Source organism: Marinobacter sp. (genome assembly GCF_048269445.1).
Lineage (GTDB): Bacteria > Pseudomonadota > Gammaproteobacteria > Pseudomonadales > Oleiphilaceae > Marinobacter.
This window is the reverse complement of record NZ_JBLXIQ010000007.1, coordinates 241924-264757: the sequence shown is the minus strand read 5'-3', so window position 1 is coordinate 264757 and position 22834 is coordinate 241924. Positions and strand designations below refer to the sequence as shown.

21 protein-coding genes and 2 rRNA genes are annotated in these 22834 nt (G+C 57.0%); 11 read left to right on the top strand and 12 right to left on the bottom strand.

Annotated features, from left to right (window positions below; translation table 11 throughout):
• Both ACN0XM_RS16120 and rrf read left to right on the top strand, forming a co-directional pair.
• A 23S ribosomal RNA gene (locus tag ACN0XM_RS16120) occupies positions 1–109 on the top strand; the annotation flags it as partial.
• 81 nt (positions 110–190) lie between these two features.
• A 5S ribosomal RNA gene (gene rrf, locus ACN0XM_RS16115) occupies positions 191–305 on the top strand.
• A 67-nt stretch (positions 306–372) separates the two neighbouring features.
• On the opposite strand, the gene ACN0XM_RS16110 is transcribed toward rrf, so the two are convergent.
• From ACN0XM_RS16110 to ACN0XM_RS16075, 8 genes are all read right to left on the bottom strand, one after another.
• On the bottom strand, positions 373–1053 hold the full coding sequence (locus ACN0XM_RS16110; protein WP_417567957.1) for a sensor histidine kinase: 681 nt from the start codon (positions 1051–1053) through the stop codon (positions 373–375).
• Complete coding sequence (locus ACN0XM_RS16105) at positions 1050–2687, bottom strand: response regulator (RefSeq protein ID WP_417567956.1); 1638 nt, start codon at positions 2685–2687, stop codon at positions 1050–1052. Before ACN0XM_RS16105 ends, ACN0XM_RS16110 begins: the two co-directional genes overlap by 4 nt.
• Positions 2684–6202, bottom strand: a complete 3519-nt coding sequence (locus ACN0XM_RS16100; RefSeq protein WP_417567955.1) for a NahK/ErcS family hybrid sensor histidine kinase/response regulator — start codon at positions 6200–6202, stop codon at positions 2684–2686. Before ACN0XM_RS16100 ends, ACN0XM_RS16105 begins: the two co-directional genes overlap by 4 nt.
• Before the next feature lie 53 nt (positions 6203–6255).
• Positions 6256–6762 carry a hypothetical protein gene (locus ACN0XM_RS16095; protein WP_417567954.1) on the bottom strand — a complete coding sequence of 169 codons (507 nt, stop codon included), beginning with the start codon at positions 6760–6762 and terminating at the stop codon, positions 6256–6258.
• A 97-nt stretch (positions 6763–6859) separates the two neighbouring features.
• A complete protein-coding gene (locus tag ACN0XM_RS16090; protein WP_417567953.1) occupies positions 6860–8626 on the bottom strand; it encodes a sodium:solute symporter family protein in 1767 nt (588 codons plus the stop codon).
• A gap of 6 nt (positions 8627–8632) precedes the next feature.
• Positions 8633–8899, bottom strand: a complete 267-nt coding sequence (locus ACN0XM_RS16085; protein ID WP_417567952.1) for a DUF4212 domain-containing protein — start codon at positions 8897–8899, stop codon at positions 8633–8635.
• A gap of 212 nt (positions 8900–9111) precedes the next feature.
• The gene (locus ACN0XM_RS16080; protein WP_417567951.1) at positions 9112–9819 is read right to left on the bottom strand and encodes a PolC-type DNA polymerase III; all 708 of its coding nucleotides are present in this window, start codon (positions 9817–9819) and stop codon (positions 9112–9114) included.
• A gap of 17 nt (positions 9820–9836) precedes the next feature.
• Positions 9837–11753, bottom strand: a complete 1917-nt coding sequence (locus tag ACN0XM_RS16075; RefSeq protein WP_417567950.1) for a putative nucleotidyltransferase substrate binding domain-containing protein — start codon at positions 11751–11753, stop codon at positions 9837–9839.
• Positions 11754–11881: 128 nt separating this feature from the next.
• On the opposite strand from ACN0XM_RS16075, the gene smrA reads away from it, so the two are divergent.
• The 9 genes from smrA to ACN0XM_RS16030 all read left to right on the top strand — a co-directional run bounded on the left by smrA (position 11882) and on the right by ACN0XM_RS16030 (position 19532).
• Positions 11882–12505 (top strand): DNA endonuclease SmrA, encoded by a 624-nt coding sequence (gene smrA / locus ACN0XM_RS16070; RefSeq protein ID WP_417567949.1) that lies wholly within the window; start codon positions 11882–11884, stop codon positions 12503–12505.
• A 62-nt stretch (positions 12506–12567) separates the two neighbouring features.
• A complete protein-coding gene (locus tag ACN0XM_RS16065) occupies positions 12568–12759 on the top strand; it encodes a hypothetical protein (protein WP_417567948.1) in 192 nt (63 codons plus the stop codon).
• Between the two features lie 79 nt (positions 12760–12838).
• On the top strand, positions 12839–13315 hold the full coding sequence (locus tag ACN0XM_RS16060; RefSeq protein ID WP_417567947.1) for a (2Fe-2S)-binding protein: 477 nt from the start codon (positions 12839–12841) through the stop codon (positions 13313–13315).
• Position 13316: 1 nt separating this feature from the next.
• Positions 13317–15521: a molybdopterin cofactor-binding domain-containing protein gene (locus ACN0XM_RS16055; protein WP_417567946.1), complete on the top strand. Its 2205-nt coding sequence runs from the start codon at positions 13317–13319 to the stop codon at positions 15519–15521.
• Position 15522: 1 nt separating this feature from the next.
• A complete protein-coding gene (locus ACN0XM_RS16050) occupies positions 15523–16518 on the top strand; it encodes an XdhC family protein (RefSeq protein ID WP_417567945.1) in 996 nt (331 codons plus the stop codon).
• Positions 16519–16568: 50 nt separating this feature from the next.
• Positions 16569–17195, top strand: coding sequence for a methylthioribulose 1-phosphate dehydratase (locus tag ACN0XM_RS16045; RefSeq protein ID WP_417567944.1), 627 nt, complete (start codon positions 16569–16571; stop codon positions 17193–17195).
• Positions 17192–17752, top strand: coding sequence for a 1,2-dihydroxy-3-keto-5-methylthiopentene dioxygenase (locus tag ACN0XM_RS16040; protein WP_417567943.1), 561 nt, complete (start codon positions 17192–17194; stop codon positions 17750–17752). Before ACN0XM_RS16045 ends, ACN0XM_RS16040 begins: the two co-directional genes overlap by 4 nt.
• On the top strand, positions 17749–18441 hold the full coding sequence (gene mtnC, locus ACN0XM_RS16035) for an acireductone synthase (protein ID WP_417567942.1): 693 nt from the start codon (positions 17749–17751) through the stop codon (positions 18439–18441). The genes ACN0XM_RS16040 and mtnC overlap by 4 nt, the downstream gene beginning before the upstream one ends.
• Before the next feature lie 35 nt (positions 18442–18476).
• A complete protein-coding gene (locus ACN0XM_RS16030) occupies positions 18477–19532 on the top strand; it encodes a DUF3080 domain-containing protein (protein WP_417567941.1) in 1056 nt (351 codons plus the stop codon).
• A 7-nt stretch (positions 19533–19539) separates the two neighbouring features.
• Here ACN0XM_RS16030 and ACN0XM_RS16025 read toward each other — a convergent pair whose 3' ends face one another.
• Genes ACN0XM_RS16025 through arsC form a run of 4 tightly spaced genes read right to left on the bottom strand, consistent with a single transcriptional unit; the run spans position 19540 to position 22811 of the window.
• Positions 19540–21357 carry a GspE/PulE family protein gene (locus ACN0XM_RS16025; RefSeq protein ID WP_417567940.1) on the bottom strand — a complete coding sequence of 606 codons (1818 nt, stop codon included), beginning with the start codon at positions 21355–21357 and terminating at the stop codon, positions 19540–19542.
• A gap of 33 nt (positions 21358–21390) precedes the next feature.
• Entirely contained in the window at positions 21391–21750 is a 360-nt protein-coding gene (locus tag ACN0XM_RS16020; protein ID WP_417567939.1) for a DUF2069 domain-containing protein, read from the bottom strand.
• Positions 21751–21808: 58 nt separating this feature from the next.
• The gene (gene wrbA / locus ACN0XM_RS16015; protein ID WP_417567938.1) at positions 21809–22414 is read right to left on the bottom strand and encodes an NAD(P)H:quinone oxidoreductase; all 606 of its coding nucleotides are present in this window, start codon (positions 22412–22414) and stop codon (positions 21809–21811) included.
• Between the two features lie 43 nt (positions 22415–22457).
• Positions 22458–22811 carry an arsenate reductase (glutaredoxin) gene (gene arsC, locus ACN0XM_RS16010; protein ID WP_417567937.1) on the bottom strand — a complete coding sequence of 118 codons (354 nt, stop codon included), beginning with the start codon at positions 22809–22811 and terminating at the stop codon, positions 22458–22460.
• Positions 22812–22834 lie beyond the last annotated feature (23 nt).

Genomic DNA, 22834 nt, shown 5'->3' with positions numbered 1-22834 from the left:
CTTGAGGTCCCTGAAGAGCCGTTCAAGACCAGGACGTTGATAGGTCGGGTGTGTAAGCGCTGCGAGGCGTTGAGCTAACCGATACTAATTGCTCGTGCGGCTTGACTATATAACACCCAAGACAATTGCGGATAACCAACGAAATCCACATCACATGTTCCATCTCGTCCCCCAGTGATCAACCGTTTTGCCTGACGACCATAGCGGTCTGGAACCACCTGATCCCATCCCGAACTCAGAAGTGAAACAGACCAGCGCCGATGGTAGTGTGGCGTTGCCCATGTGAGAGTAGGTCATCGTCAGGCGCCTAATGCCTAAACCCCAGTACCCAACGGTACTGGGGTTTTTTATTGCCTGAGAAATGGGTCTACATCAGGGCAGCCAGATCTCAAAAACACCCCCACCAAAGCTGCCGCCATTGTGCAGTTTGATCGAACCGGTTCTTGCTCCTTCGCTATGGAGCCTGGCAACGGAAGACGCAAAGAACAGTCCAAGGCTAGTGCTGCCACTCTTGAAATCCAGGGATTTAAAACTCAGGGTGCCAGTGTGATGCATGCTGGGAGGGTACCCCTCGCCGTCGTCTTCAACGCCGATTACGAGGTAGCCGTCCCTTTCGCCGGCGGTAAGGCGGATCTTACTCTTAGTGTAGCGTATGGCATTATTGATGGTGTTGTTGAGTGCGCCGGTCAAGAGATCTTCGTCAAAGAAGCCGTTAATCTCATCAGCCTCTATCGAGCAATCAATTCCCAAGCCATTGAGTAGCGGAGTATGCCGGGCCAGGTGCTCGGAGAGAAAGTCGGGCACAAAGTGCTCCTCGATATGAGCCGACAGGTTATTTTCTCCCAGCCGATAGATACCCAGGAGCTGAACCAGGTCGTTATGCATGCGTTCAGCTTCGTACTGCAGGGTATTGAATCGCTTAGATTCCCCCAGAGCTTCGTCATGCTCGGATCTCAATTCGTCCAGGGAATTCAGGAGCATGCCGAGGGAGTTCTTCATATCGTGAACAGCGGAGGCAAGTACCATGGAGAAATCAATATTCTGGTTGTTCATTCGGTAAGGCCCTTCAGCTTGCGTTGCAAAGCGATATAGCGTCGGTGTTGGCGGTGTTGCTCTGGCAGCTTTGACAACCGGTCCAGGCAGGTCTGGCAACGCCTGAGAAGATCCGTTTTACCCGGGTTGCTGTCGTATTCCTTCATCAGAACCTGGACCAGGTTCAGGTTCAGCGAGGCATGATCAGGAACAATTTTCAGGGCTTCGGTAAAGGTGTTCGCCGCCTCCTGTAGGTTCCCGGATTCAAATGCCCTGATGCCGTTGCGGTTAAGAGTGCGGGCCTTGATCTTTTGCCGAAAGCCGACAGGCTCGTCCAGGAGACTTTCGATTTGCCGCATCGTGTCTGGATCATCGCTGAAACGTTCGGCCATGTCGGCCAGTAGTTGTTTTGCCTCTGTCTCATGGTTCATCCGGAACAGGGTTTTTGCATAATCCAGCCCGGTTTGGGCATCCAGAGCTGCAGTATTTTCGAGCTCAGGTCGGATAGTTTGGAGCATCTTTGCGGCTTGCTGATTCTGTCCCTGGCCGGCATATACCCGGCACTGAATGATCTGACTGCGTACAGCGATGCCCTCTTCCTCCGCGAACCGCTTTTCCATTTTTCTCAACACAGCCAGCGCTTCCTTGGCCCGCCCAGCGCCTTCTTCGTCCAGATCTCCCTCACTCAGGTCTGACAGCGTTTGCCCGAGAGCAAGATAGTGCTGAGAGTTGTCGTGAATTGAGTAGGTTCCGAGTTGAACAGTTCGGCGCCATGCATCTGATGCAGTGTCCATGTCTTGATTAGAGTCGGCAAGTTCTGCCAGATGCTTCTGCCTGAGCAGGGCGTTAGGGGAGTGTTGTGCTGCCTGCTCCAGTATTTGCTGAGCTTGGGTCGGACGTCCCTGTCGCTCTAGGCCTTCCGCCAGGAGGTCATAGGCTTCCATATAATCCGGATGTCTGGCGATAAGCTCCCGAAGGCCATCAACGGCAGCGTCGAAGCTTCGGTTGGCAAGCAGTACCTTGCACCGGCCAAGCTTTGCCCATGAAAGCTCACGTTGGGCCAGCACATCGTCATAAACTTTGAGCGCGTGAGCGAGATCGCCCAAGCGAAAATAAAGGTCTCCGAGGGTTTTCATCAGCCAGGTTTTGTAGCGGGGTTGCCTGGGAAGTGCCTGGAGGCACAGCGAGATGGCTTCCGGATAGTTCTCCCGGTCGATTTCCCGGTTAATGGGCATCAGCGCGTTACGCTGATTGATGAGGCTGCCAATCCTTTTCTCCAGCACTGCCCGGTTGATCGGCTTGGTCAGGTAGGCGTCAGGCTGGTTTTCCCGTGCACCCATAACCATTTCTTTGGATGTCTCGGCTGTGACCATGAGAAACAGTGAGGAGCGTTTCAGGAGCTTCTTGTGACGGAGCTCCTCAAGTATGTGCTGCCCGTTTTTACCTTCCCCAAGGTTGAAGTCACAGAGCACCACATCCGCGTGATTGTACGTGCAGTACTGGATCGCCTGGTTGGCGTGGGCAACCAGCTCGATCTTGTCTGCGCCGCAGCTGCGCAGCATCTGGCGCATGGACAACCGGAAGTTCTCGAAATCGTCAATAATCAGGTATGTCAGCTTCCCGAAAGGATTGAAGCCGGCTTTAAAATCGGTCATGAGCGCTTCTGCTTAAGTAACTTGTTAACCAATGCGCGCAATGCAGCGGGTTTTACAGGTTTGTAGAGAATCTGATAACCACGGTTCATGGCATCTTGTCGGACCTCGGGTGCCATATACCCCGTGATAAGTATTCCCGGGATGTCCTCGCTAAGCGCGTCACGGATACTGTCCATGGCATCCAGACCATTCTTGTTATCATCAAGCTGGTAATCGGCAAGTATAATATCGGGTCTCTGGCCTTGCAGTTTTTCCATAGCATCTTCAAGGCTTTCTGCGGCGGTCACGTCACACTTCCAGTTACCGAGCAAAGCTACCATACCCTGAAGAATGGCAGGGTCATTGTCGATACACAGAAAGTGCAGGCCACCGAGGTTTGATACCCGTCGTGAGCTGGAGGCGGATTTGGTGACAGCTGGTTCGCTCTGTTCTGGCGCGGCGACGGGGACGGTAATTCCGAATACGCTGCCGCGGCCCTGGACTGAGTGTACGCTGACCGGATGGTTCAGCATGCCACTGATCCGGTCCACGATGGCGAGTCCGAGCCCGAGCCCTTTCTTGTCCCGACCGTGCTGAAAGCGACGGAATTCCTCGAAAATGTGTGCCAGTTGGTCTTCGGGTATCCCTGGCCCCGTATCCCAGACCTCAATGCGGATATACCCTTTCAATCTCCGACAGCCAAGCAGAATCTTGCCTTCAGGTGTGTAACGAATGGCATTGGACAGAAAATTCTGGACTACACGGCGTAGCAGTTTGGAGTCCGATCGGATCCAGGCGCTGCTCGGTACAACGTGCAATTCCAGATCCTGATCCTTGGCAATGGCCGAAAAGTCGGTCGCAAGATGGCGCATGATCTCATTGACCGGGAACACGCCGATATCAGGTTCCAGGGCACCTGCATCAAGCTTGGAGATATCCAGTAATGTGCTGATGATCTCTTCGGCGGCTCCGAGGGAGCTGTCAATATGGTCCACCAGATCTTTCATTTCAGTATCGTCTGCTTTACCAGCCAGGGCAGAGGTAAACAGACGGGCCGCATTGAGGGGCTGCAACAGATCATGACTGGCGGATGCCAGAAACCGGGTCTTGCTCTGGTTGGCCTGCTCGGCAACAGATTTGGCTTTCAGCATCTGCTCGTTGATGACCTGAAGCTCCTGTGTACGCTCCTTTACCCGCTGCTCCAAGTATATATTGGTTTCCTTCAGGGCCTGCTCGGTCCGCCGCATGGCGGTTATGTCCTGGAAGGTAGTGACATAACCTCCCCCGGGGATCGGGCTGCCATCGACCCGTAAGACCGTTCCATCCGGTCTCTGGCGCTCATAGGACATCGGGCGCCCCTCCCGCATGCTGGCGCATCGGTCCGCGACAACTTCATCAATCCTGCGAGCTGAGAGGTTGGCGTTCGTAAGGTTATACCGCATCAGATCTTCCACCGGGCGACCAACCCTCACAAACCCTTTGGGGTAGGTGAACAGTTCAAGGTAGCGGTGATTCCAGACCACAAGCTGTTGCTGGTGGTTGACCACCGAGACGCCCAGACTGATGTTTTCAATGGCTGACTGCAGCAGTTCACGACTGAACGTCATGGCCTGGGAGGCTTCATCGACAATGCTGACCACGTCCTCAATCTGCATGTCGCGACCGGTGAGCGTGGATTCCAGCACCACACGGGCAGTGGATGCCCCGATAACGGAAGCCAGTTGACGCTCAATATACTTCATAAGGTGAGCAGAGGCCGGGCGGTGCGGATGCAGCCGGATAGCGTTTCTCCGCTCGTAATTCCGGAATATCGTTTCAGAGCGCTCCTCACCCATAAAGCGGTCAGTAAGGGCCTGTAGGTCGGAGGTCAGAATTTCGCCCTGCCAGCTCTGGTGCTGAGCCGTTTCCGCCTTGGGTTGGGGATCGTGAAAGAACGAGGCAATCTGGATCTTCTCGCGAACACGCTGACGGGTCAGCATTGAAAGCACAATGTAGACTACAGTGTTGATGCCCAGGCTCCAGATGATGCCATGGCTGGTCTGGTCCAGTTCTGAGCCGAACAACGCTGTGGGCCGGGTCCAACTGAGGCCCCAGATTCCCAGCTCTATCAGGGAATCGGTTACCCATCCTGTAGTTGCCAAGGCTGGCAGGAGCAGGGTGTAGCACCACATGAGAAAGCCCAGCCCGAGGCCCCAGGCAGCCCCCATGAAATTGCCCCGCCGCCAGATAATGCCGCCAACCAGAGCCGGACCGAACTGCGCAGCGGCTGCGAAGGACAACAGCCCGAAGGCGGTGAGGCTGTAGTCCTCGCCGGCCATGCGATAGAAACCATAGGCCGTCAGAAGAACCACAAAGATAGCTACCCGCCGGATGCTTAGCAGCAGGTAACTGAGGTCGCTGCGCCGGTTCATGCCTGGCCGGAAGAACTTGAGCAGGGCGGGCATGATGATCTCGTTACTCACCATGGTGGCAATGGCTACAGAGCAGACGATAACCATGGCGGCGGCGGCCGAGCCACCGCCTAGAAAAGCCAGCACTGCAAGCCATTCCACACCGGCCATTATCGGCAACTGGAGGATCAGTGTGTCGGGGTTGCCCGCTGCCAGCTCAGGCGAAAGGAGGCCGGCAGCGGCAATTGGGAGCACAAAAGCGCTGGCAACGATCAGATAGATGGGCATGGCCCAGCGGGCTATTTCGAAGTCCCGGTGATCGGTGTTCTCGACCACCATGACATGGAATTGTCGTGGCAAGCAGATGATCGCGAGCATCGCGATAAGTGTCTGGGTAATGAAGGCTGGCGCCTCAATACCATCGGTAGTCAGGGTGCCGAGCAGGTCCGCATCTTTCGCCCGAGAAAACAGGTCTCCGAATCCGCCATACAGGCCGAAGCCTACAAAAAGGCCGACGGCGACGAATGCCACGAGCTTGATCAGCGATTCGAAGGCAATCGCCTGAATCATGCCTCGGTGGTGCTCTGTGGATTCAAGATGCCGAGTGCCGAAAAGCACGGTAAAGACTGCCAGAGCCAGTGTGATGTACCAGGCAGAATCGTTCCAGGCGGCCGAACTCAGCTCGCTATATCCCGGATTGGTCGCGGATAGCACATTAAAGCCCATGGCAATGGCCTTGAGCTGCAAAGCAATGTAAGGAACGCTGCCGATCAGGGCAAACGTGGCAATCATCGCTGCCAGAAGTTGGGATTTCCCGTAGCGTGAAGCTATGAAGTCGGCGATGGAGGTACTGTTATTGCGTTTGCTGATGTAGATAATTCGACGCAGTAGGGGCGCGCCGAACACAAAGACCAACAGCGGACCGAGGTATATCGGAAGGAAGCCAAGACCCTCCTGGGTGGCTCGGCCAACGGCGCCATAGAACGTCCAGGAGGTAAAGTAAACCGCCAGTGACAGGGCGTAGACATGGGTCCGTGCAAGGCGCCGGCGGTAAAGGCCCGGGTGCTTGTCGCCGGCCCAGGCGATCACAAACAGGATCGAGATGTAAGTGATGGATATCAGAACCAGCAGCCAGGCACTAATCATAAATACACATTTCCGTCGGGGTTGGCACGTTGTGGCGTCATGCTATCGTTGCATCACTCCACACAGACGGTTTTATACAGAGTGTCTCCAGGCTCCAGTACCTTCAGGTTGTCAATTCGTGGGGTTCCATCAGATCCCAGTGGCACCAGTTCCCGGGTCGCGCAATTGATAATGTGAATGCGATGGGAAACGGCGTCCGCCAGCTTCTGTTCAAAGCGGTAGAGAGTAAACCGGACGATGTCATCGCTGTTCGTGTCTCGGGCGATACTTTTGGTATCCACCGTCGAAAAAGCCGTGACATAGGGAAAAACAAAGGTCCAGGGCCGCCAGAGAATGCCATCAGTTTCGGTATTTACAACCACCGCTTCTTCCGGCAAGCGGGATTGCTTGTGGTCATACCAGGTGTACTCGGTGTAGATCAGATAGCCGAGCATGCCAGCGCCGGCAAAAACGGGGATGATCCACTTAGGGGCTTTGTTTCGGGTCGCGGCTCTGATACCGAGAGCGATACCTGCTGCACCCAGGCCGCAGACTACAGTGGCAACAAATGTCCAGAACATAAAATATTTTCCTTAAAAAAGAACGGGCTCCCTCATTGAGGAAGCCCGTTCAGTATCAACCTGTCAATTCAATGATTGAATCAGGTTGGGATGTTGCTTAGTGGTCTTGAGCTTGACCGGAACCACGCGGGTAACGGACGCTTTCAACCAGTTCCTGAATCTCAACGGGCGGTTCTTCAGTTGCGTTGGACACAACGAAGGCTACCGCAAAGTTGACGATTGCACCAACCGCACCGATAGACAGCGGGGAAATACCCAGAACCCAGTTTTCAGGGGTATCCGGCAGGTTATTGGTGCCAGGGATGAACAGCCAGCCTTTGTACACGAAGATGTACGCCAGGGTAAAGGCCAGGCCGGTCAGCATACCTGCGATGGCACCGACGTTGTTAACGCGCTTGGAGAAGATGCCCATCATCAGCGCCGGGAACAGAGATGCAGCGGCAATACCAAATGCCAAAGCAACGACCTGTGCCGCAAAGCCCGGAGGATTGGCACCGAGCCAGGTGGCCACCACGATAGCGACAGACATGGAAATCCGCGCCGCCAACAGTTCGCCTTTCTCCGAGATGTTCGGGTTGATTGAGCCCTTGATCAAGTCGTGACTCACTGCGGAGGAGATTGCCAGCAACAGACCCGCCGCTGTGGACAGTGCTGCTGCCAAGCCGCCTGCCGCGATCAGGCCAATGACCCAGCCGGGAAGATTGGCGATTTCCGGGTTAGCCAGTACCAGGATATCCCGGTTTACGACCAGCTCATTGCCTTTCCAGCCCCTTGCCTCAGCCTGTGGTGCGAAGGCCTCGCTATCATTATACAGCTGGATGCGCCCGTCTTCGTTCTTGTCGGTGAACTGAATCAGGCCCGTTACTTCCCACTCTTTCACCCAGTTCGGACGTTCATCGTATTGGATCGGTGCAGAAGCAGTGCCGTCCGGGTAAATGGTGGTCATCAGGTTCAGTCGAGCCATGGAAGCAACAGCAGGTGCTGTCAGGTACAGCAAGGCGATGAAAACCAGAGCCCAGCCAGCTGACCAGCGCGCATCGGCAACCTTCGGTACGGTGAAGAAGCGGATGATGACGTGTGGCAGGCCGGCGGTACCGATCATCAGTGACAGCGTAAACAGGACCATGTTCAGTTTGTTGTCCACATCCGCCGTGTACTCGTTAAAGCCCAGCTCAGTGATGACCTGGTTCAGTTTGGTGAGCAATGGTAGGCCGGAATCCACGTGGGTGGAGAACAGACCGAGGCCAGGGACAGGGTTGCCTGTGAGTTGGAACGAAATGAACACTGCCGGAATGGTGTAGGCGACGATCAGGACGCAATACTGAGCTACCTGTGTGTAGGTAATGCCTTTCATGCCGCCAAGCACGGAGTAGATGAAGACTACGACCGCAGCAATGATCAGACCCATTGTGGCGTCGACTTCGAGGAAGCGTGAGAAGGCAACACCGGCGCCTGCCATCTGGCCGATAACGTAGGTTATAGACGCTACGATCAGGCAGATAACGGCCACCAGACGGGCGTTCCTGCTGTAGAAACGGTCACCGATGAACTCTGGGACGGTGAACTTACCAAACTTTCGCAGGTACGGAGCCAGCAGCATCGCCAGAAGCACATAGCCGCCGGTCCAGCCCATAAGGAACGTGGAATTGGCATAACCACCAGCGGCAATGAGGCCCGCCATGGAGATGAAAGATGCCGCTGACATCCAGTCCGCACCGATAGCCATACCGTTGGTAATCGGGTGAACGCCGCCGCCGGCAACGTAGAAGTCTTTGGTGCTACCGGCTTTCGCCCAGATAGCAATACCGATGTAGAGGAGGAAAGAGCCCCCTACGAAGATGAGGTTAATGGCAAATTGGCTCATTCGTTCTTACTCCTCGTGCACGCCGAATTTTTCGTCGATCTTGTTCATACGCCACGCGTAGTGAAAAATCAGAGCGATGAACGTAAGGATGGAGCCTTGCTGGGCGAACCAGAAGCCCAGATCAGTACCACCAATGGGAATACCGGCAAGCATCGGGCGAAGCAGAATCGCAAAGCCGTAAGATACCAGGGCCCAGACAATCAGGCTCCCGAATATCAGGCGCAGATTCGCCTTCCAGTACTTCTCAGCGTCGTAGCTATGACCTGCTGACATAGGATCACTCCTGTGTTGTTTTTGTGGAGGTTGGGTGGGTTTTGGGTAAGGCACTACTGTTAGAGAATTTATTATTCATATAGGTATTTCTCCGACTAGTTGTCCCTACTGACTTTACTGGTCAAGCGATTTATAGATATTGGCAAAAGGTCTAATTCTCAATCATTTGCCGCATATTTGACCGAATTCTGCGCACTCGTTCGTACTTAGAGTCAAAAACGATGCATGTTTTGCAGTCGCCGGTGATAATGAAGCTTATCGTGGAGTCCCTTAAGGGTTTTGACGCCTTCTTTTCGGGCCTTATTCAGAGCCACCAGAGTCAATTCGGCGGTCGCCAGCGCATCGGACGCTGCGTGGTGCCTTTCTGTCACCTCCAAGCCGAAATAATCGGCCCAATGATCAAGGCCCTTGCCCCCCGTCTTTGCATTCGGAAAAAACGCCGGCATCAGGTCGGCAACATCCATCCAGGTATGGCTCAAAGTGTAGCCAAGCTCGGCCCTCAGGGTCTTTTCCAGGAATTTCTGGTCGAATGCCGAGTGATAGGCCAGCACCGGATCGCCGTTCATCCATTCCAGCAGATAAAGCAAAGCATCTTCGGTTTCTTGGCCCTGGGTCAGGGCCTCCGGGCCGATGCCGTGAATTAACACCGTTTCCCGTATATCCAGTTCTGGTCGCCGCAGTATCAGATCAAACTGGTCACCGAGGTGGATAAGGCCACCCCGGATAGCAACGGCACCGATCGCGATGACCTCATCCCTGGAGGGATTCAGCCCCGTGGTTTCCAGGTCAAGAACAATCAGGCGGCAATCAGAGAGCAGCTGCTCCCCCGGTGATTTGGGGTGGGGCAGATTGCCCGGGTCGTGGCTGCCAATCCTTCCCCCCCGGCGCTGCTCTATCCATTGTTTGATCTGTTCCAGCATGACGTGTTGCCTGACGGTCAGAGTTGGTACGTTACTTCGAGTTTCTGCTGCAACCGCTGAGCCTGTCTGAAGGACTCCCGGAGGATGCGTCGATCCAATGGATTCAGGTCATCCGGATCAATATAGTTGGTCAGTTCTTCGCCTTTTGCGAGCATTTCCTGGTGGGCCCGCATTCGGATAGCCTGGATCAGGCTATAGCCTTCCTTCCAGGCATTGGCATCTTTCGGATCAAAGACTCCTTTTTTGGCCAGCTCATCCATGCGCTCCAGGGTGTTTGCAGTTTCTACCCCGTTGGCGAGGGCAAAGACCCTGACCGCTTCCACGAACGGGGCTAGCCCTTGGCGTTTGAGATCGAGTGCATGCTTTTTTCCGTCCGAGACGTAGCGAAAATTCCGGAACATTGTCAGCGGCGGTTTTCTCTGGAAAGCGTTGCCGGCCAGCATCTTCTGGAACAGGGCGTTTTTCCGGATCCGCGAAAGCACTTTATCGAGCAAAACCTGCAGTGGTTCGGTGGGGCCGAAAACCGCTCTCATATCGAGAAAGATTGAGGAGTACACCAGGTTCTGGGGGGTCGAGGCATCTATGAACCGGATGAACCACTCGTCCCATTCCCGATCACTCAGGCACAGCTTCGGGTTGCTGGCCATGATGTTGCCTTTACACAGGGTAAAGCCGCACTCTGCTAACTCCTGGTTGACGTTCTGGGCGAACGGCAGCAGTTTCTCACGGACCTGCTCTTCGGTCATGCCGTCCGGAGTCTGGAACAGAATACCGTTGTCCTGATCAGTCAGCAGTGTCTGCTCCTGTCGACCTTCGCTGCCGAAGGTGAGCCAGGTAAAGGGAATGCCGGGATCGTGTTTCTTGATGTTCAGTTCCAGCACCCGCCTAACGGTTACGTCGTTCAGGGTAGTGATGATCTTGACAACCTGCCCGGAATCCGCGCCGTGGGCGAGCATGGCGTCGACCAGCCGAGACACATCGGTGCGCAGGCTGACCAGGGTGCGCAAGTGGGTCGCGGTGCCGATGGTGCGTGCAAGATTGACCAGATCCACCCGTTGCAGGGAGAAAAGATCGCGCTCCGATACCACACCAATAAGTTTGTGTTCATCATCGACCACGCACAAATGGGCGAAATGGTGTTCGGCCATCAGCATGGCAGCCTCAAAGGCATCCGCATGAGACGGAAGACAGCAGGGATCTTTGGTCATGACCTGCTGAATTGGCGTGTCCAGGGGGCCCTTTTCCTCGGCGATCATGGTGCGAAGATCCCGCAGCGTAAAAATGCCGGTGGGATGGCGGTTGTCGTCGGTAATGATAATGCTGCCGACGTTGTTGTCGTGCATGCGCGCCACCGCTTTGCGTACCGGAAGGTCCGGTGAGCATACAATCGGGTTGCGCAGCGCATAGCGCTCGAGGGGTGTGTCCAGTGATGTGCTGGAGCCCATCGAAGCCATGGCGCTGGACTGGATGCGCCGGTTTACCTGATCAAGAAGGCTGCTGACGCCGCGCAGACAGAAATCCCGAAACGGCTCGCTCTCGGAAAACAGGGTAATAAAGGCATCCTGTCCGATGCTCAGACAGAAGGTGTCTCCCGACGCACGGTGCAGGGTTCGGGTGGGGCGCTCGCCAATAATGGCAGCGAGTGGAAAACATTCACCCTGGCTGATTTCAAAGGTGGTTTCCGTCCGGTTTTCCTTTTCATTGTGCCGCTCGCCACGAATCCGCCCCTGTTTGACCACGTAGAATCTTTTGACGACGCCCTGGTCTGGGGAAAGAACAGCATCGCCGTCTGCGTAGAATTGGAGAGAAGCGTGCTCGGCAAAATGTGCGAGGTGTGAATCATCCATGCTGGAGAACGGTGCATGTTCCCGCAGAAAGGTCATTATTGCGCGGATGTTCTGGGGAAGGTTGCTTTCCGGATTTGCTGCGGCCATGTCCGTATCTACTCGCTCGTTATTATTTTCTTTTTGGAAGTGTAGTTCAGTGAATAAGGTCGTTGCCCTACGATTTTCGTCGCAAACTGACTGGCGCAAGTCAGTTTTCTTTGAGGGAAGGAGGCCGGGTGGTAAAGTTCCTCTCGAACCCGGCCATTAATTGTAATGCCATGACCACTAAAGACGAACGCCTAAGTTTCCTCGAGGAAATGAAAGATGTCCGGCGCATCCGCAAGCCCAACCGCGCCGAGGTATCGACACCCCGTGAACTGACGCCAGGTCATCTGGAGCGGCAGCGGGCCGCCGTGGAAAGTCCAATCCGGGACAAAAACCCACTGACCTCCGACATCGTCGAACCTCTCACCGCCCACGACGTTCTGAGCTGGCAGCGTCCAGGCATACAACACGGGGTATTCCGCAAGCTACGGCTGGGGCAATACCCCATTGAAGCCCGGCTGGATTTACACCGAATGACGGTGGAACAGGCCCGGAGAGAAGTGTTTTCGTTTGTCGGTGATTGCGTCCGGTATGGTCTGCGCTCTGTCATTATTCTCCACGGCAAGGGGGAGCGCAATCCGGATGGCATTGCACAGCTGAAAAGCTACCTCGCCAAGTGGTTGCCGGAACTGGCTGATGTCATGGCCTTCCATTCGGCCCAAAGACACCATGGTGGAACCGGAGCGGTTTATGTCATGGTGCGTAAAAGTGAACGGGACAAACTGCATAATCGTGAAGTTCACGGAAGCCCTTAGCGGTCTCAGTTTCTCAAGTCTTCAAATCTGGCCGTTCAAATGGCCAAACGGAGGTTATCGTCGTGAAAAAAGCAATGTTGGTTGTATTTGCAGTGCTGGCTCTTGCGGGCTGTAAGGATCGCGTAATCTGGAACGACAATGGCAAAGTGGATGAGGCAACCTCGGACCGCGAAGTCTGGGACTCCAATGGTCAGATGGAAACCGGGGAGCGCAAGATCTGGGTTAACAAGGACGGACAGGACGTCATCAAGTAAAGCCGGGTGAACTTGGGCGCCAAAAAGAATGACATATCCGGGGGACAGAACCGGAATGGTTACAACGGAGAGAGCAGGAATGGCATTGAGGCTGACAGTCAACGGCGAGCAGCATTCGCTGGATGTGGAGGGAGATACGCCCCTGTTGTGGGTTATCCGTGACGAGCTGGGGCTGAAAGGTACCAAGTTCGGTTGCGGTGCCGGACTTTGCGGCGCCTGCACAGTGCATCTGAACGGCCTGCCGATTCGCTCCTGCTCGACACCGGTTGAGATGGCAGTCGGTGGCCAGGTGGAGACGATTGAAGGGCTTGGTGGCGGTAATCAGCTTCATGCCCTGCAGGAGGCCTGGATTGCGCATGGCGTTCCGCAATGCGGTTACTGCCAGTCGGGTCAGATTATGAGTGCGGCTCATCTGCTGGCTAACAATCCGGCTCCCTCGCGAGACGACATTGTTGCCGCCATGACAGGCAATCTGTGCCGTTGTGGTACTTATTCCCGGATTATTGCGGCGGTGGAATCCGTCGCCGCCGGTTCATCGAACGGTCAGGGGGCGTGACATGGCGATGAATCGACGGGATTTTCTGAAGGTCAGCGCTGGTGCCTCTGGCAGCCTTGTGGTCTCTCTGGCTTTGCCGGGTTGTGCCGGAATCCAGACCGGTTATGAGCCTCAATCCGGCGAATGGCGGCCGGATGCCTGGCTGGAGCTGACTGAAGCCGATGAAGTGTTTTTCACCCTGGCCCGGGTCGAGATGGGACAGGGTACCTACACCGGGCTGACCACCCTGATCGCGGAAGAACTGGAAATCGAGCCGGAGAGGATTACCCCCCGTTTCGCGCCAGTTGCGCCTGAGTACCGAAACCCCCTCTACAAATTGCAGCTCACCGGGGGGAGCACCAGCGTGGCCACCAGCTGGGAGCCCCTTAGAATGGCGGGAGCCGAAGCCCGGCTGATGCTGATAATGGCTGCGGCCCGGGTCTGGAACGTGGACGCCGCCGAATGCCACGCCAGTGAAGGGCGGGTGGTACACCCGAACGGCATTGATTCCATGACCTACGGCAAGTTGGTGGCACTGGCTTCAAAGGAAGTGGTTCGCGGTGACATTGCCCTGAAACAGCCTAAACAATGGAAATACATTGGCAAGCAAGGAGGCAAGCTGGATGCTCGCGCCAAATCCACTGGTGCGGCTGTGTATGGTATTGATGTGGAGCTGCCGGACATGGTGTACGGGGTGGTCGCCCGGCCACCCAGACATGGCGGCCGTGTGCGAGGATTTAACGGCGATGAAGTCCGGGGCATGACCGGCGTGATTGACGTTTTTGAAACCGGGCGGGGCGTTGCCGTGGTTGCCGACAAGTACTGGCGCGCCCGGAAGGCACAGGAGGTGCTGAGCGTCGAATGGGATTTTTCGGACGCTTTGTCAGTGTCCACAGATGACGTTTTTGAGTCTTATCGAACCGCGGCCGATGAGGATCCGGGGGAGTCTGAGCGAAGTGAAGGCAGCTTTGATCGGGCGGTTGATGGAGCGGAGCGGGTGCTGGAAGCAGAGTATGCCCAACCCTATCTCGCCCACGCTACCCTCGAGCCGATGAACGCAACTGCCTGGTACCGGGGAGGGCGGATGGAAGTCTGGGCGCCGACCCAGGCGCCAGACCTTGGCCGGATTGCGGTTGCCAGGGTGACGGATCTTGAGCCGGATGACGTCACCATTAACACCACCTTCCTCGGCGGCGGCTTTGGCCGCCGACTGACCCAGGATTTCATCGAGGAAGCCGCTGCCGTGGCGTATCGGGTCAAGCGGCCGGTAAAAGTGCTCTGGTCCCGGGAAGAAGATACCCGGCACGACCTGTATCGTCCTGCCATGCTGCACAGAATGAAAGCCAGCCTTGCTGGCGGCGATCTCACTGGCTGGCATCACCAGATTGTCGGGCCTCAGATTCTGGACTGGTATGTGCGAAATGCCGCGCCCGCTCAGTACCCATGGGCGCCAAAGTTCCTGTATGACAGCCTGGGCAGGGTAGGCCTGATGGCCGAAGGCATTGCCACACCGAAGGATATGTCTGCCATTGAGGGGGCAGTCGAATATCCTTATCAGGTGGATAATATCGATATCCGCCATACCCACACGGACCCCGGCGTACCCGTCACCTGGTGGCGATCGGTAGGCTATTCCCATAACGGCTTCGCGGTCGAAACCTTCATGGACGAACTTGCCCACGAAGCCGGGGAGGATCCCTATGAGTTCCGTCGCCGGCTGGTGTCCTCGGAGCCCAGGCATCTGGAAGTGCTTGACCGGGCTGCGCGCCTTGCAAACTGGGCCGCACCTCTGCCACAAGGCCGCGCCCGGGGCATTGCGCTGTTCGGGAGCTTTGGCACCTACGTTGCGCAGGTGGTAGAGGCGGGAATCGAGAACGGTGCGATTCGGGTTTACAAGGTCTTCTGCGCGGTCGATTGTGGGCAGGTGGTTAATCCCCGCATCGTGGAAGACCAGATTGAAGGCGGTATCCTGTTCGGACTGACCGCCGCGCTCTATGGCGAAATCACGCTGGAGAATGGACAGGTCCAGCAAAGTAATTTTCACGACTACCAGCTGATGCGGCAGTATGAGCGCCCGGAAGTAGTGGTGGATATTGTGGACAGCGCTGAAGCGCCAACTGGTGTCGGCGAGCCGGGTGTGCCGCCGGTGATTCCGGCTCTTGGCAATGCGCTGTTTGCCCTGATCGGTAAGCGCCAGCGCAGCCTGCCACTGAAAGCGGAGGCCTGATATGCCGTTTCCCCGGTCGTCGCTCGCTGCGGGCCATCAATCCGTGATTCGTGACATCGCAGGCTGGCTAGAAAAGGGCGAGAGGGTCTGGCTGTGCACCGTCGTGGAAACCTGGGGCTCCTCGCCACGACCGGTGGGCTCGTGGCTGGCCATCGGCGAATCCGGCCAGTGGAGCGGTTCGGTATCCGGCGGTTGCCTGGAAGAAGACTTGCTCAGGCGCACAGCCGGCAACGGTCCGGATCAACCGGTCCTGATTGACTATGGCATTACCGATGACGACCGTGACCAGTTCCAGCTGCCCTGTGGCGGTCGAATCCGGCTTCTCGTGGAACCTCTTTACGATGCGGCGGGGTTTGATCACGTCCGGGCGCTGGCGGAAGCGCTGGGCAATCGGGAGCCGGTGACCCGACGGGTTCCTCTTCAAGGTGCAGCGACGCTTGAATACCGACACTCTCACGACCGTTACTCGGTCGCATTTGACGGTGAGGAGCTGGTTCATTCCCTGCAGCCAGAGTGCCGGCTGCTGCTGATTGGCGCTGGCGAGGTGGCCCGTTACGTGTCTGAGTTCGCCACAGCGGCGGATTTCTCCGTGACCCTGTGTGAGCCCCGAGAGGCGTTCGCTGATGGATGGGGATACCCCCACATTCCGCTGGCCCGCCGCTTGCCCGATGATCTGGTGGCGGAAGACTTCAATGACGCCTTTTCCGGCGTTCTGGCCCTGGCTCATGATCCCCGGATTGACGATCTGGGGTTGCTGGCGGCGTTGCAATCGAATGCATTTTACATCGGCGCCATGGGTTCCCGAAAAGCCTCTCAGGCAAGACGGGAACGCTTGGCTTCTCTGGGGCTGGGGCTGCAAGAGAAAATGCTTGGCCGTTTACGAGCGCCCATTGGCGTCAATATTCCAAGCAAGACGCCGGCGGAAATTGCCATCTCGGTCGTCGCAGACCTGATCGCCGCTCGACACCATTTGCGGGCCGCCCGTCCATCCCTATAATGTCGGCAAATGAGCGCGTCAAAGGCGCTTCGTACCCCAGGGGAGAATTCGTGTTTGATATAACCCGATACGCTGTTGCGGCTGACTCGATTGTTGAAGCCGGGCGCATTCTGTACCAGCGCGGCTGGTCACCGGCGACCAGCAGTAATTATTCTGCGCGTATAGATGCAGAGCACATTGCTATTACTGTGTCTGGCCGCCATAAGGGGCGGCTGGGCGCGGGCGATGTGATGGTGGTGGATCTGACGGGCAATCCGGTTCAGAGCAATGGCCGCTCTTCGGCCGAAACCGGCCTGCACACAGCACTGTATGAAATCTTCCCGGATGTCGGCGCGGTGCTTCATACCCACTCGGTGAAAGCCACGGTGCTGAGCCGACTGCTGACCTCGGGTCAGCCGCTGGAGCTGGAAGGGTATGAGCTCCAGAAGGCCTTTGCCGGCGTTGAAACCCACGAATCGGTATTAACCGTTCCGGTCTTCGACAACACCCAGGATATTGACGCTTTGGCGCAAGCCACCCGGGACTGGTTTCGGAAACATCCGGAGCAGCCCGGTTACCTTATTCGGGGCCACGGTCTCTACACCTGGGGTAAAACCATGGCCGACTGCCTGCGCCATGTCGAAGCCTTCGAATTCCTGTTTGAATGTGAGCTTGAAACAATGAGGGTCCGCCCATGACTACCTTGAGCATTTTTGATCAGAGCCTGCCAGAGACGGCCCGCACGGTCACGGAAAACCCGGCCGAAATCCGCGATCTGCTGGCCGGGAAGGGGATACGCTTCGAGCAATGGCCGACCCGGGATCTTCCGGCGGACGCGTCCCAGGAGGACATTCTGGAAGCCTACGGAGACGAAGTGGCACAGCTGAAAGCTGAGTGCGGGTTCCAGACTGCCGATGTGGTGAGCCTGAACCCGGACAACCCCCAGAAAGAGGCGTTCCGGAAAAAGTTTCTGGATGAGCACACCCACAGCGAGGACGAAGTCCGCTTCTTTGTTCGGGGTCAGGGCCTGTTTTACCTGCATTTCGGCGACCAGGTGTTCGCCGTGCTGTGCCAGAAGAACGATCTGATCAGTGTGCCGGATGGCACTCGTCACTGGTTTGATATGGGGCCGGACCCGGAATTTACCTGCATCCGCCTGTTCTCCAACCCGGAGGGCTGGGTTGCCGATTTCACCGGCGAGGACATTGCCACGCGGTTGCCGCGCTATGAGGCATTGGCAGGGGCGGCGGGATGATCCGGGTGGTTCTCACGGATATCGAAGGCACCACCAGTTCCATCTCGTTTGTCCATGATGTCCTGTTCCCCTATGCCAGTGAGCACATGCCGGACTTCGTTCGCGCTCAATGCCAGGACAACCCGGCGGTGGCAGAACAGCTGGATGCCGTGGCCGAGCAATCCGATGTGGCCCGTGAGGATGTCGATGGGCTGATCGAGGTCCTCGCGGGCTGGATCCGCGAGGACCGCAAGGAAACATCTCTCAAGACGTTGCAGGGGATGGTCTGGGAGCAGGGCTACCAGCAGGGTGAGCTCAAAGGCCATATCTATGCAGACGCTGCCGATTACCTCCAGCGCTGGCATGATCGGGGCCTGCGTTTGTTCGTATATTCCTCCGGTTCGGTCAAGGCCCAGAAACTGATTTTTGGTTTTACCACGGAGGGAGACTTCACCCCGTTTTTCTCCGGCTACTTTGACACCCGCATCGGCGGCAAGAAAGAACCGGCTTCCTACCGGAACATCCTGACAGAGCTGGGTGTTGAGGCCTGCACCGTGTTGTTCCTCTCGGACGTGGAAGCCGAGCTTGAAGCAGCTGAGGAGGCCGGGATGAAAACCGCATGGCTGGTCCGCGAGGGGGATCTGCCGGAAACCGAGCGTTTTGTGGCCCGTAATTTTGCGGAGGTCGATACCCTGCTGCAAAAGCGGTAGCCCTTGACCGAGATCCATCATCGCAGGAGGAAACCATGCCCGGAGCCGGATTGTTCAGAATAGCCATTCCGGTCCTGGCTTCGCTTCTTGCCGGCTGTAACCCCTTCTCCGATGCCCGCCCCATGATGGACGAATACGTGGAGCGGGTAGCCAGGGTCCTTGACGTCGACCCCGAGCTTTCCGACATTGATTCCGCAAGCCAGCTTCCCCGTCGCAGAGACAGAGTGCTGACCATCCCCGATCTGGAAATGGGCATGCTGGATTTCCTCTCGCTTTATGGCTGTGAGCTGCAACAGGTTGTCGGTCAGAAAAACTCAGTGATGGGTCGGGTCATGCAGCCCCTGAACCACCTGCGTTATGAGATCCGGTTTATCGAGGCGGCGAGGGAGTGTCTTCCCGAGATCGAGGATGAAGATCTTTCTGAAGAGCTGGTCGATGCCATTGAAAGCAAGCTGGAATCGCTGCCCATAGCCATCTGGAACGCCACCTGGGGCGTGGAAGAAGTCGAGAAACTGTTCACCCTTGCCAAGGGCGATTATCCGGTTTCACCGGAAGGAAATCCGGTCTCGGATCTGGCCCGGGACATTGGCAGGCTAAACGCGACTGTGTCCAGGTTGCTCTCGAACGATCTGTCGGTGTCACTGGAATTCGCAGGCGCGGTTCAGCAGCGTTGGCAGGCGGAGCACCGTGCGGGCCAGCTGATCAACAGTGCACTTCTGCTGACAGCGAGGTTGCAGGACGGCACCGAAATATTAAGGCAAAGGACTGAAGGCAGGCCCCTATGCCTGAACGGTAAGCCCAATAATCAGTCGGATATCCTGCAGAATATGTTCTTCAGCGTCTATATCGGTGAGGTGCAGCCATACATGAGCGAGCTTGCGCGGGCCCGGACCAGGTTGATTGTGCCGTTTGAGCAACTGGCAAAGATGCAGATTGAAACCATGCCCGAAAGCTTTCGGCCGTGGTATCAACGCCACCTGACACAGGATTCGCAGTCAAGCCTGTGGCACCAGCTGGACGTGGCCATGATGAACCACACCAGGGCCTGGCAAGACCTGCTCGAGCAGTGTGGTTTGCGCCCTGGAGCCTGATTTCGTATCAGCGCTGGCTTTCCGGCGTTACCCGCAGGATTTCCTCGACGGTGGTCTGGCCGGCCGCGACTTTCTGGGCGCCACTCAGGCGCAGCGATTTCATTCCTTCCTTGTAGGCGTCCAGCCTGAGCTGTTCCAGCTCACAGTGCTCGGTGATCTGCCGGAGCAACGGCCCTGAAAGGGTCATGATCTCATAAACCCCTGCGCGGCCCAGGTAACCGGTGTTGCGGCATTCCAGGCAGCCCACGGGCTGATAGAACTGCTTCGGAACTGGCGCCTTCCAGGGCCGGGTCAGGGTTTGCCAGGCTTGTTCATCGGCGGGGCCGGGCGACTTGCAGTGGGGGCACAGGGTTCGGGCAAGGCGTTGCGCCATCACGCCCAGCACCGTGGCCCGGATCAGATACGGGGGAATGCCCAGCTCCATCATCCGGGTAATGGCACTGGGGGCGTCATTGGTGTGCAGAGTTGAGAGTACCAGATGACCGGTGAGAGCCGCCTGCACCGCCATTTCAGCGGTTTGCAGATCGCGGATCTCGCCAATCATGATGATATCCGGATCCTGCCGAAGCAACGCCCGCACGCCGGCGGCGAAGGTCAGGTCAATGTTGGTCTGAACCTGCATCTGGTTGAACGCCGGTTCCACCATTTCGATGGGGTCTTCGATGGTGCAGACATTCAGTTCCGGAGAGGCGATCTGCTTCAGGGTTGAATACAGAGTTGTGGTTTTGCCGGAGCCAGTGGGCCCGGTCACCAGAACAATGCCGTGGGGCCGGGACGTGATTTCCTGCCAGCGCTGGCGGTCTTCCTTGCTGAACCCCAGTTGCTCGTAGGATTTCAGCAGCACGTCCGGATCAAATATCCGCATGACCATCTTCTCGCCGAACGCGGTCGGCATGGTGGCCAGGCGAAGCTCCACCTCGCTGTTATCGGGTTTTCGGGTCTTGATGCGACCGTCCTGGGGTCGGCGTTTCTCCGCCACATTCAAGCGGCCGAGAATCTTCAGGCGGCTGGTGACTGCTACCCCGACGTGTTCCGGGAATTCATAAACGTTGTGAAGCACGCCGTCGATCCGGAAACGGACCTGTGTGACGGACCTGCGAGGCTCGATGTGGATGTCCGAAGCACGTTGGTCAAAGGCGTACTGCAGCAGCCAGTCAACGATCTTGACCACATGCTGGTCGTTGGCATCCGGGTGTTCGCTGGCGCCCAGGTCCAGCAGCTGTTCGAAGTTCTGGTTACCGGCAACGCCAGGAGCCTGGCCACCACTGGCCTTGCTGACGGAGTTGGCAAGCTGATAGAACTCAACCGTGTAACGGCGGATATCCTCAGGGTTGGCCACCACGCGCCGGATGTCCTTGCGAACGGCCTGCTGCAGGTTCTGCAACCAGTCACTCCTGAAAGGCTCTGCGCTGGCAACCAGTACTTCCTCGGGCCCAATCTCCACCGCCAGGATGCCGTGGCGCTGGGCAAAGGCATAGGACATCACCCGGGCAATGGCCGGAGTATCAATCTTCAGCGGATCAATGTGGTAATAGGGCTGCCCGGCCCAATCGGCCAGCCAATGGGTAAGCCGGTCCAGATCGAGGATATGACCGCTTTTCTCACTGGTCAGGCTGGCAATGGCCGCCAGTTCGAGCGGGTGGCGTTTTCCGGCCTGCCCGCTGCTGGTTGCAGCACCAAGGTTTGCCGATAGTACCCGCTCAGCGTCTTTCTGGCTGACTTCACCGCTGGTCACCAGAGCGGTACAAACATCTCGAAGGGTCAGAGTGCTTCGGGGCGGGGCGGGTGGCCGCTGCACGGTTCCGGAGGTGTCTGTGTCAGCCATAAGCACTCAGTTCCAGGTATCGATCAATGGGTTTCAGTTCGTCACCGGTCGGTTCACTTTCAGGTGAATCATGGCAACAGTGAACAGCAGGAAGGTCAGTATCGTCAAAATGACAGGCCCGGGGGCGCCTTCGCTGAGCCAGGCTGAAACGACCGCCTGGGTGAAATAGAAGATCACCACGAACGACAGCCAGATATAGCCCCGGTTGTTGGCCCGGAATACCGGTATAGCGAAGGCCAGCAGCGGAATCAGCTTCACTGACAGCATCAATGAAACCGACACGCCCTCCACCGGCGCCGGGTAGAAGGTGGTGATCAACAGCGTCGCCAGCACGCCGATGTAAAGAGCCATTGTTGCCCGGGCAGTGTAACGGGCCTTGGGATTGTTCAGCATAGTGTGTTTCCGGCAAAGAGAAGTGGTTGAAATGGCCCGTTCCGGGCCAGGGCCTGTATCACACGGCGAGCTTCAGGGCCAGCCTTGCAAGCCGCTCGCCAAACGCCTGGCACAGGGCTTTTTCGTGATTACTGAGCGGCTGCTTTTCGCCGGTGCCGGACCAGTGGGTCGGGCCGTAGGGCGTGCCACCTGTTTCCGTTTCGTTCAGGCTTTTCTCCGAGTATGGCAGGCCGCAAATAACCATTCCGTGGTGGAGCAGCGGCACCATCATGGTCATCAATGTGGCTTCCTGGCCACCGTGAAGGCTGCCAGTAGACGTGAAGGCACCAGCAGGTTTGCCCTCAAGGGCGCCGCTGAGCCAGAGGTCCCCGGTGGTGTCCAGGAAATACTTGAGAGGCGCTGCCATATTGCCAAAGCGGGTCGGACTGCCGATGGCCAGCCCGGCGCAATGGGCGAGGTCCGACTTGCGGGCGTAGGGTGCGCCGGAATCCGGAACCAGCGGCAGCGAGGCGTCGGTGTCTGGAGACACCGGTGGTACCGATCGCAGCCTGGCCTCGATTCCGTTTACCCGGGCTACTCCCCGGCCGATCTGGCTGGCCAGCTCGGCCGTCTGCCCGTTACGGCTGTAAAAAAGTATGAGAATGTACGGCAGTTGTTCGGCCATCGTCAGCGATCCTTTGGGTCCGGCTCTTTCAAGGCGGTTTGGCTCAGAGAATGGAAAGTACGTTTTCCGGTGGCCTGCCAAGGGCCGCTTTGCCGTTTGCGAGCACAATCGGTCGCTCAATCAATTTCGGAGTGGCAACCATGGCGGTGATTAACTGTTCACGGCTAAGATCGGGATCATCGAGGCCCTGTTCCTTATACTCTTTTTCCCCGGTGCGCATCAGAGCCCGGGGCTCCAGATTCAGTGCGGCAAGAATATCCTGGAGCTGCTGCTCTGTCGGTGGCGTTTCAAGGTAGCGTATAATCTCCGGTTCAATGCCCCGTTCGGTAAGCAGTTCAAGGGTTTGGCGGGATTTTGAGCAGCGAGGGTTGTGGAAAATCCGGGTTGGTTCTGTCATCTTCATGCCTGATTGTCTGAATG

Bases quoted from the DNA above. Each gene is read 5' to 3' on its own strand.
- ACN0XM_RS16105 (WP_417567956.1), bottom strand. From the start codon at position 2,687: ATGACCGATTTTAAAGCCGGCTTCAATCCTTTCGGGAAGCTGACATAC.
- ACN0XM_RS16050 (WP_417567945.1), top strand. From the start codon at position 15,523: ATGCCGTTTCCCCGGTCGTCGCTCGCTGCGGGCCATCAATCCGTGATT.
- mtnC (WP_417567942.1), top strand. From the start codon at position 17,749: ATGATCCGGGTGGTTCTCACGGATATCGAAGGCACCACCAGTTCCATC.
- arsC (WP_417567937.1), bottom strand. From the start codon at position 22,811: ATGACAGAACCAACCCGGATTTTCCACAACCCTCGCTGCTCAAAATCC.
- ACN0XM_RS16025 (WP_417567940.1), bottom strand. From the start codon at position 21,357: ATGGCTGACACAGACACCTCCGGAACCGTGCAGCGGCCACCCGCCCCG.
- ACN0XM_RS16060 (WP_417567947.1), top strand. From the start codon at position 12,839: ATGGCATTGAGGCTGACAGTCAACGGCGAGCAGCATTCGCTGGATGTG.
- ACN0XM_RS16090 (WP_417567953.1), bottom strand. From the start codon at position 8,626: ATGAGCCAATTTGCCATTAACCTCATCTTCGTAGGGGGCTCTTTCCTC.
- ACN0XM_RS16040 (WP_417567943.1), top strand. From the start codon at position 17,192: ATGACTACCTTGAGCATTTTTGATCAGAGCCTGCCAGAGACGGCCCGC.
- ACN0XM_RS16110 (WP_417567957.1), bottom strand. From the start codon at position 1,053: ATGAACAACCAGAATATTGATTTCTCCATGGTACTTGCCTCCGCTGTT.
- ACN0XM_RS16085 (WP_417567952.1), bottom strand. From the start codon at position 8,899: ATGTCAGCAGGTCATAGCTACGACGCTGAGAAGTACTGGAAGGCGAAT.
- ACN0XM_RS16095 (WP_417567954.1), bottom strand. From the start codon at position 6,762: ATGTTCTGGACATTTGTTGCCACTGTAGTCTGCGGCCTGGGTGCAGCA.
- wrbA (WP_417567938.1), bottom strand. From the start codon at position 22,414: ATGGCCGAACAACTGCCGTACATTCTCATACTTTTTTACAGCCGTAAC.
- ACN0XM_RS16030 (WP_417567941.1), top strand. From the start codon at position 18,477: ATGCCCGGAGCCGGATTGTTCAGAATAGCCATTCCGGTCCTGGCTTCG.
- ACN0XM_RS16080 (WP_417567951.1), bottom strand. From the start codon at position 9,819: ATGCTGGAACAGATCAAACAATGGATAGAGCAGCGCCGGGGGGGAAGG.
- ACN0XM_RS16100 (WP_417567955.1), bottom strand. From the start codon at position 6,202: ATGATTAGTGCCTGGCTGCTGGTTCTGATATCCATCACTTACATCTCG.
- ACN0XM_RS16055 (WP_417567946.1), top strand. From the start codon at position 13,317: ATGGCGATGAATCGACGGGATTTTCTGAAGGTCAGCGCTGGTGCCTCT.
- ACN0XM_RS16020 (WP_417567939.1), bottom strand. From the start codon at position 21,750: ATGCTGAACAATCCCAAGGCCCGTTACACTGCCCGGGCAACAATGGCT.
- ACN0XM_RS16075 (WP_417567950.1), bottom strand. From the start codon at position 11,753: ATGGCCGCAGCAAATCCGGAAAGCAACCTTCCCCAGAACATCCGCGCA.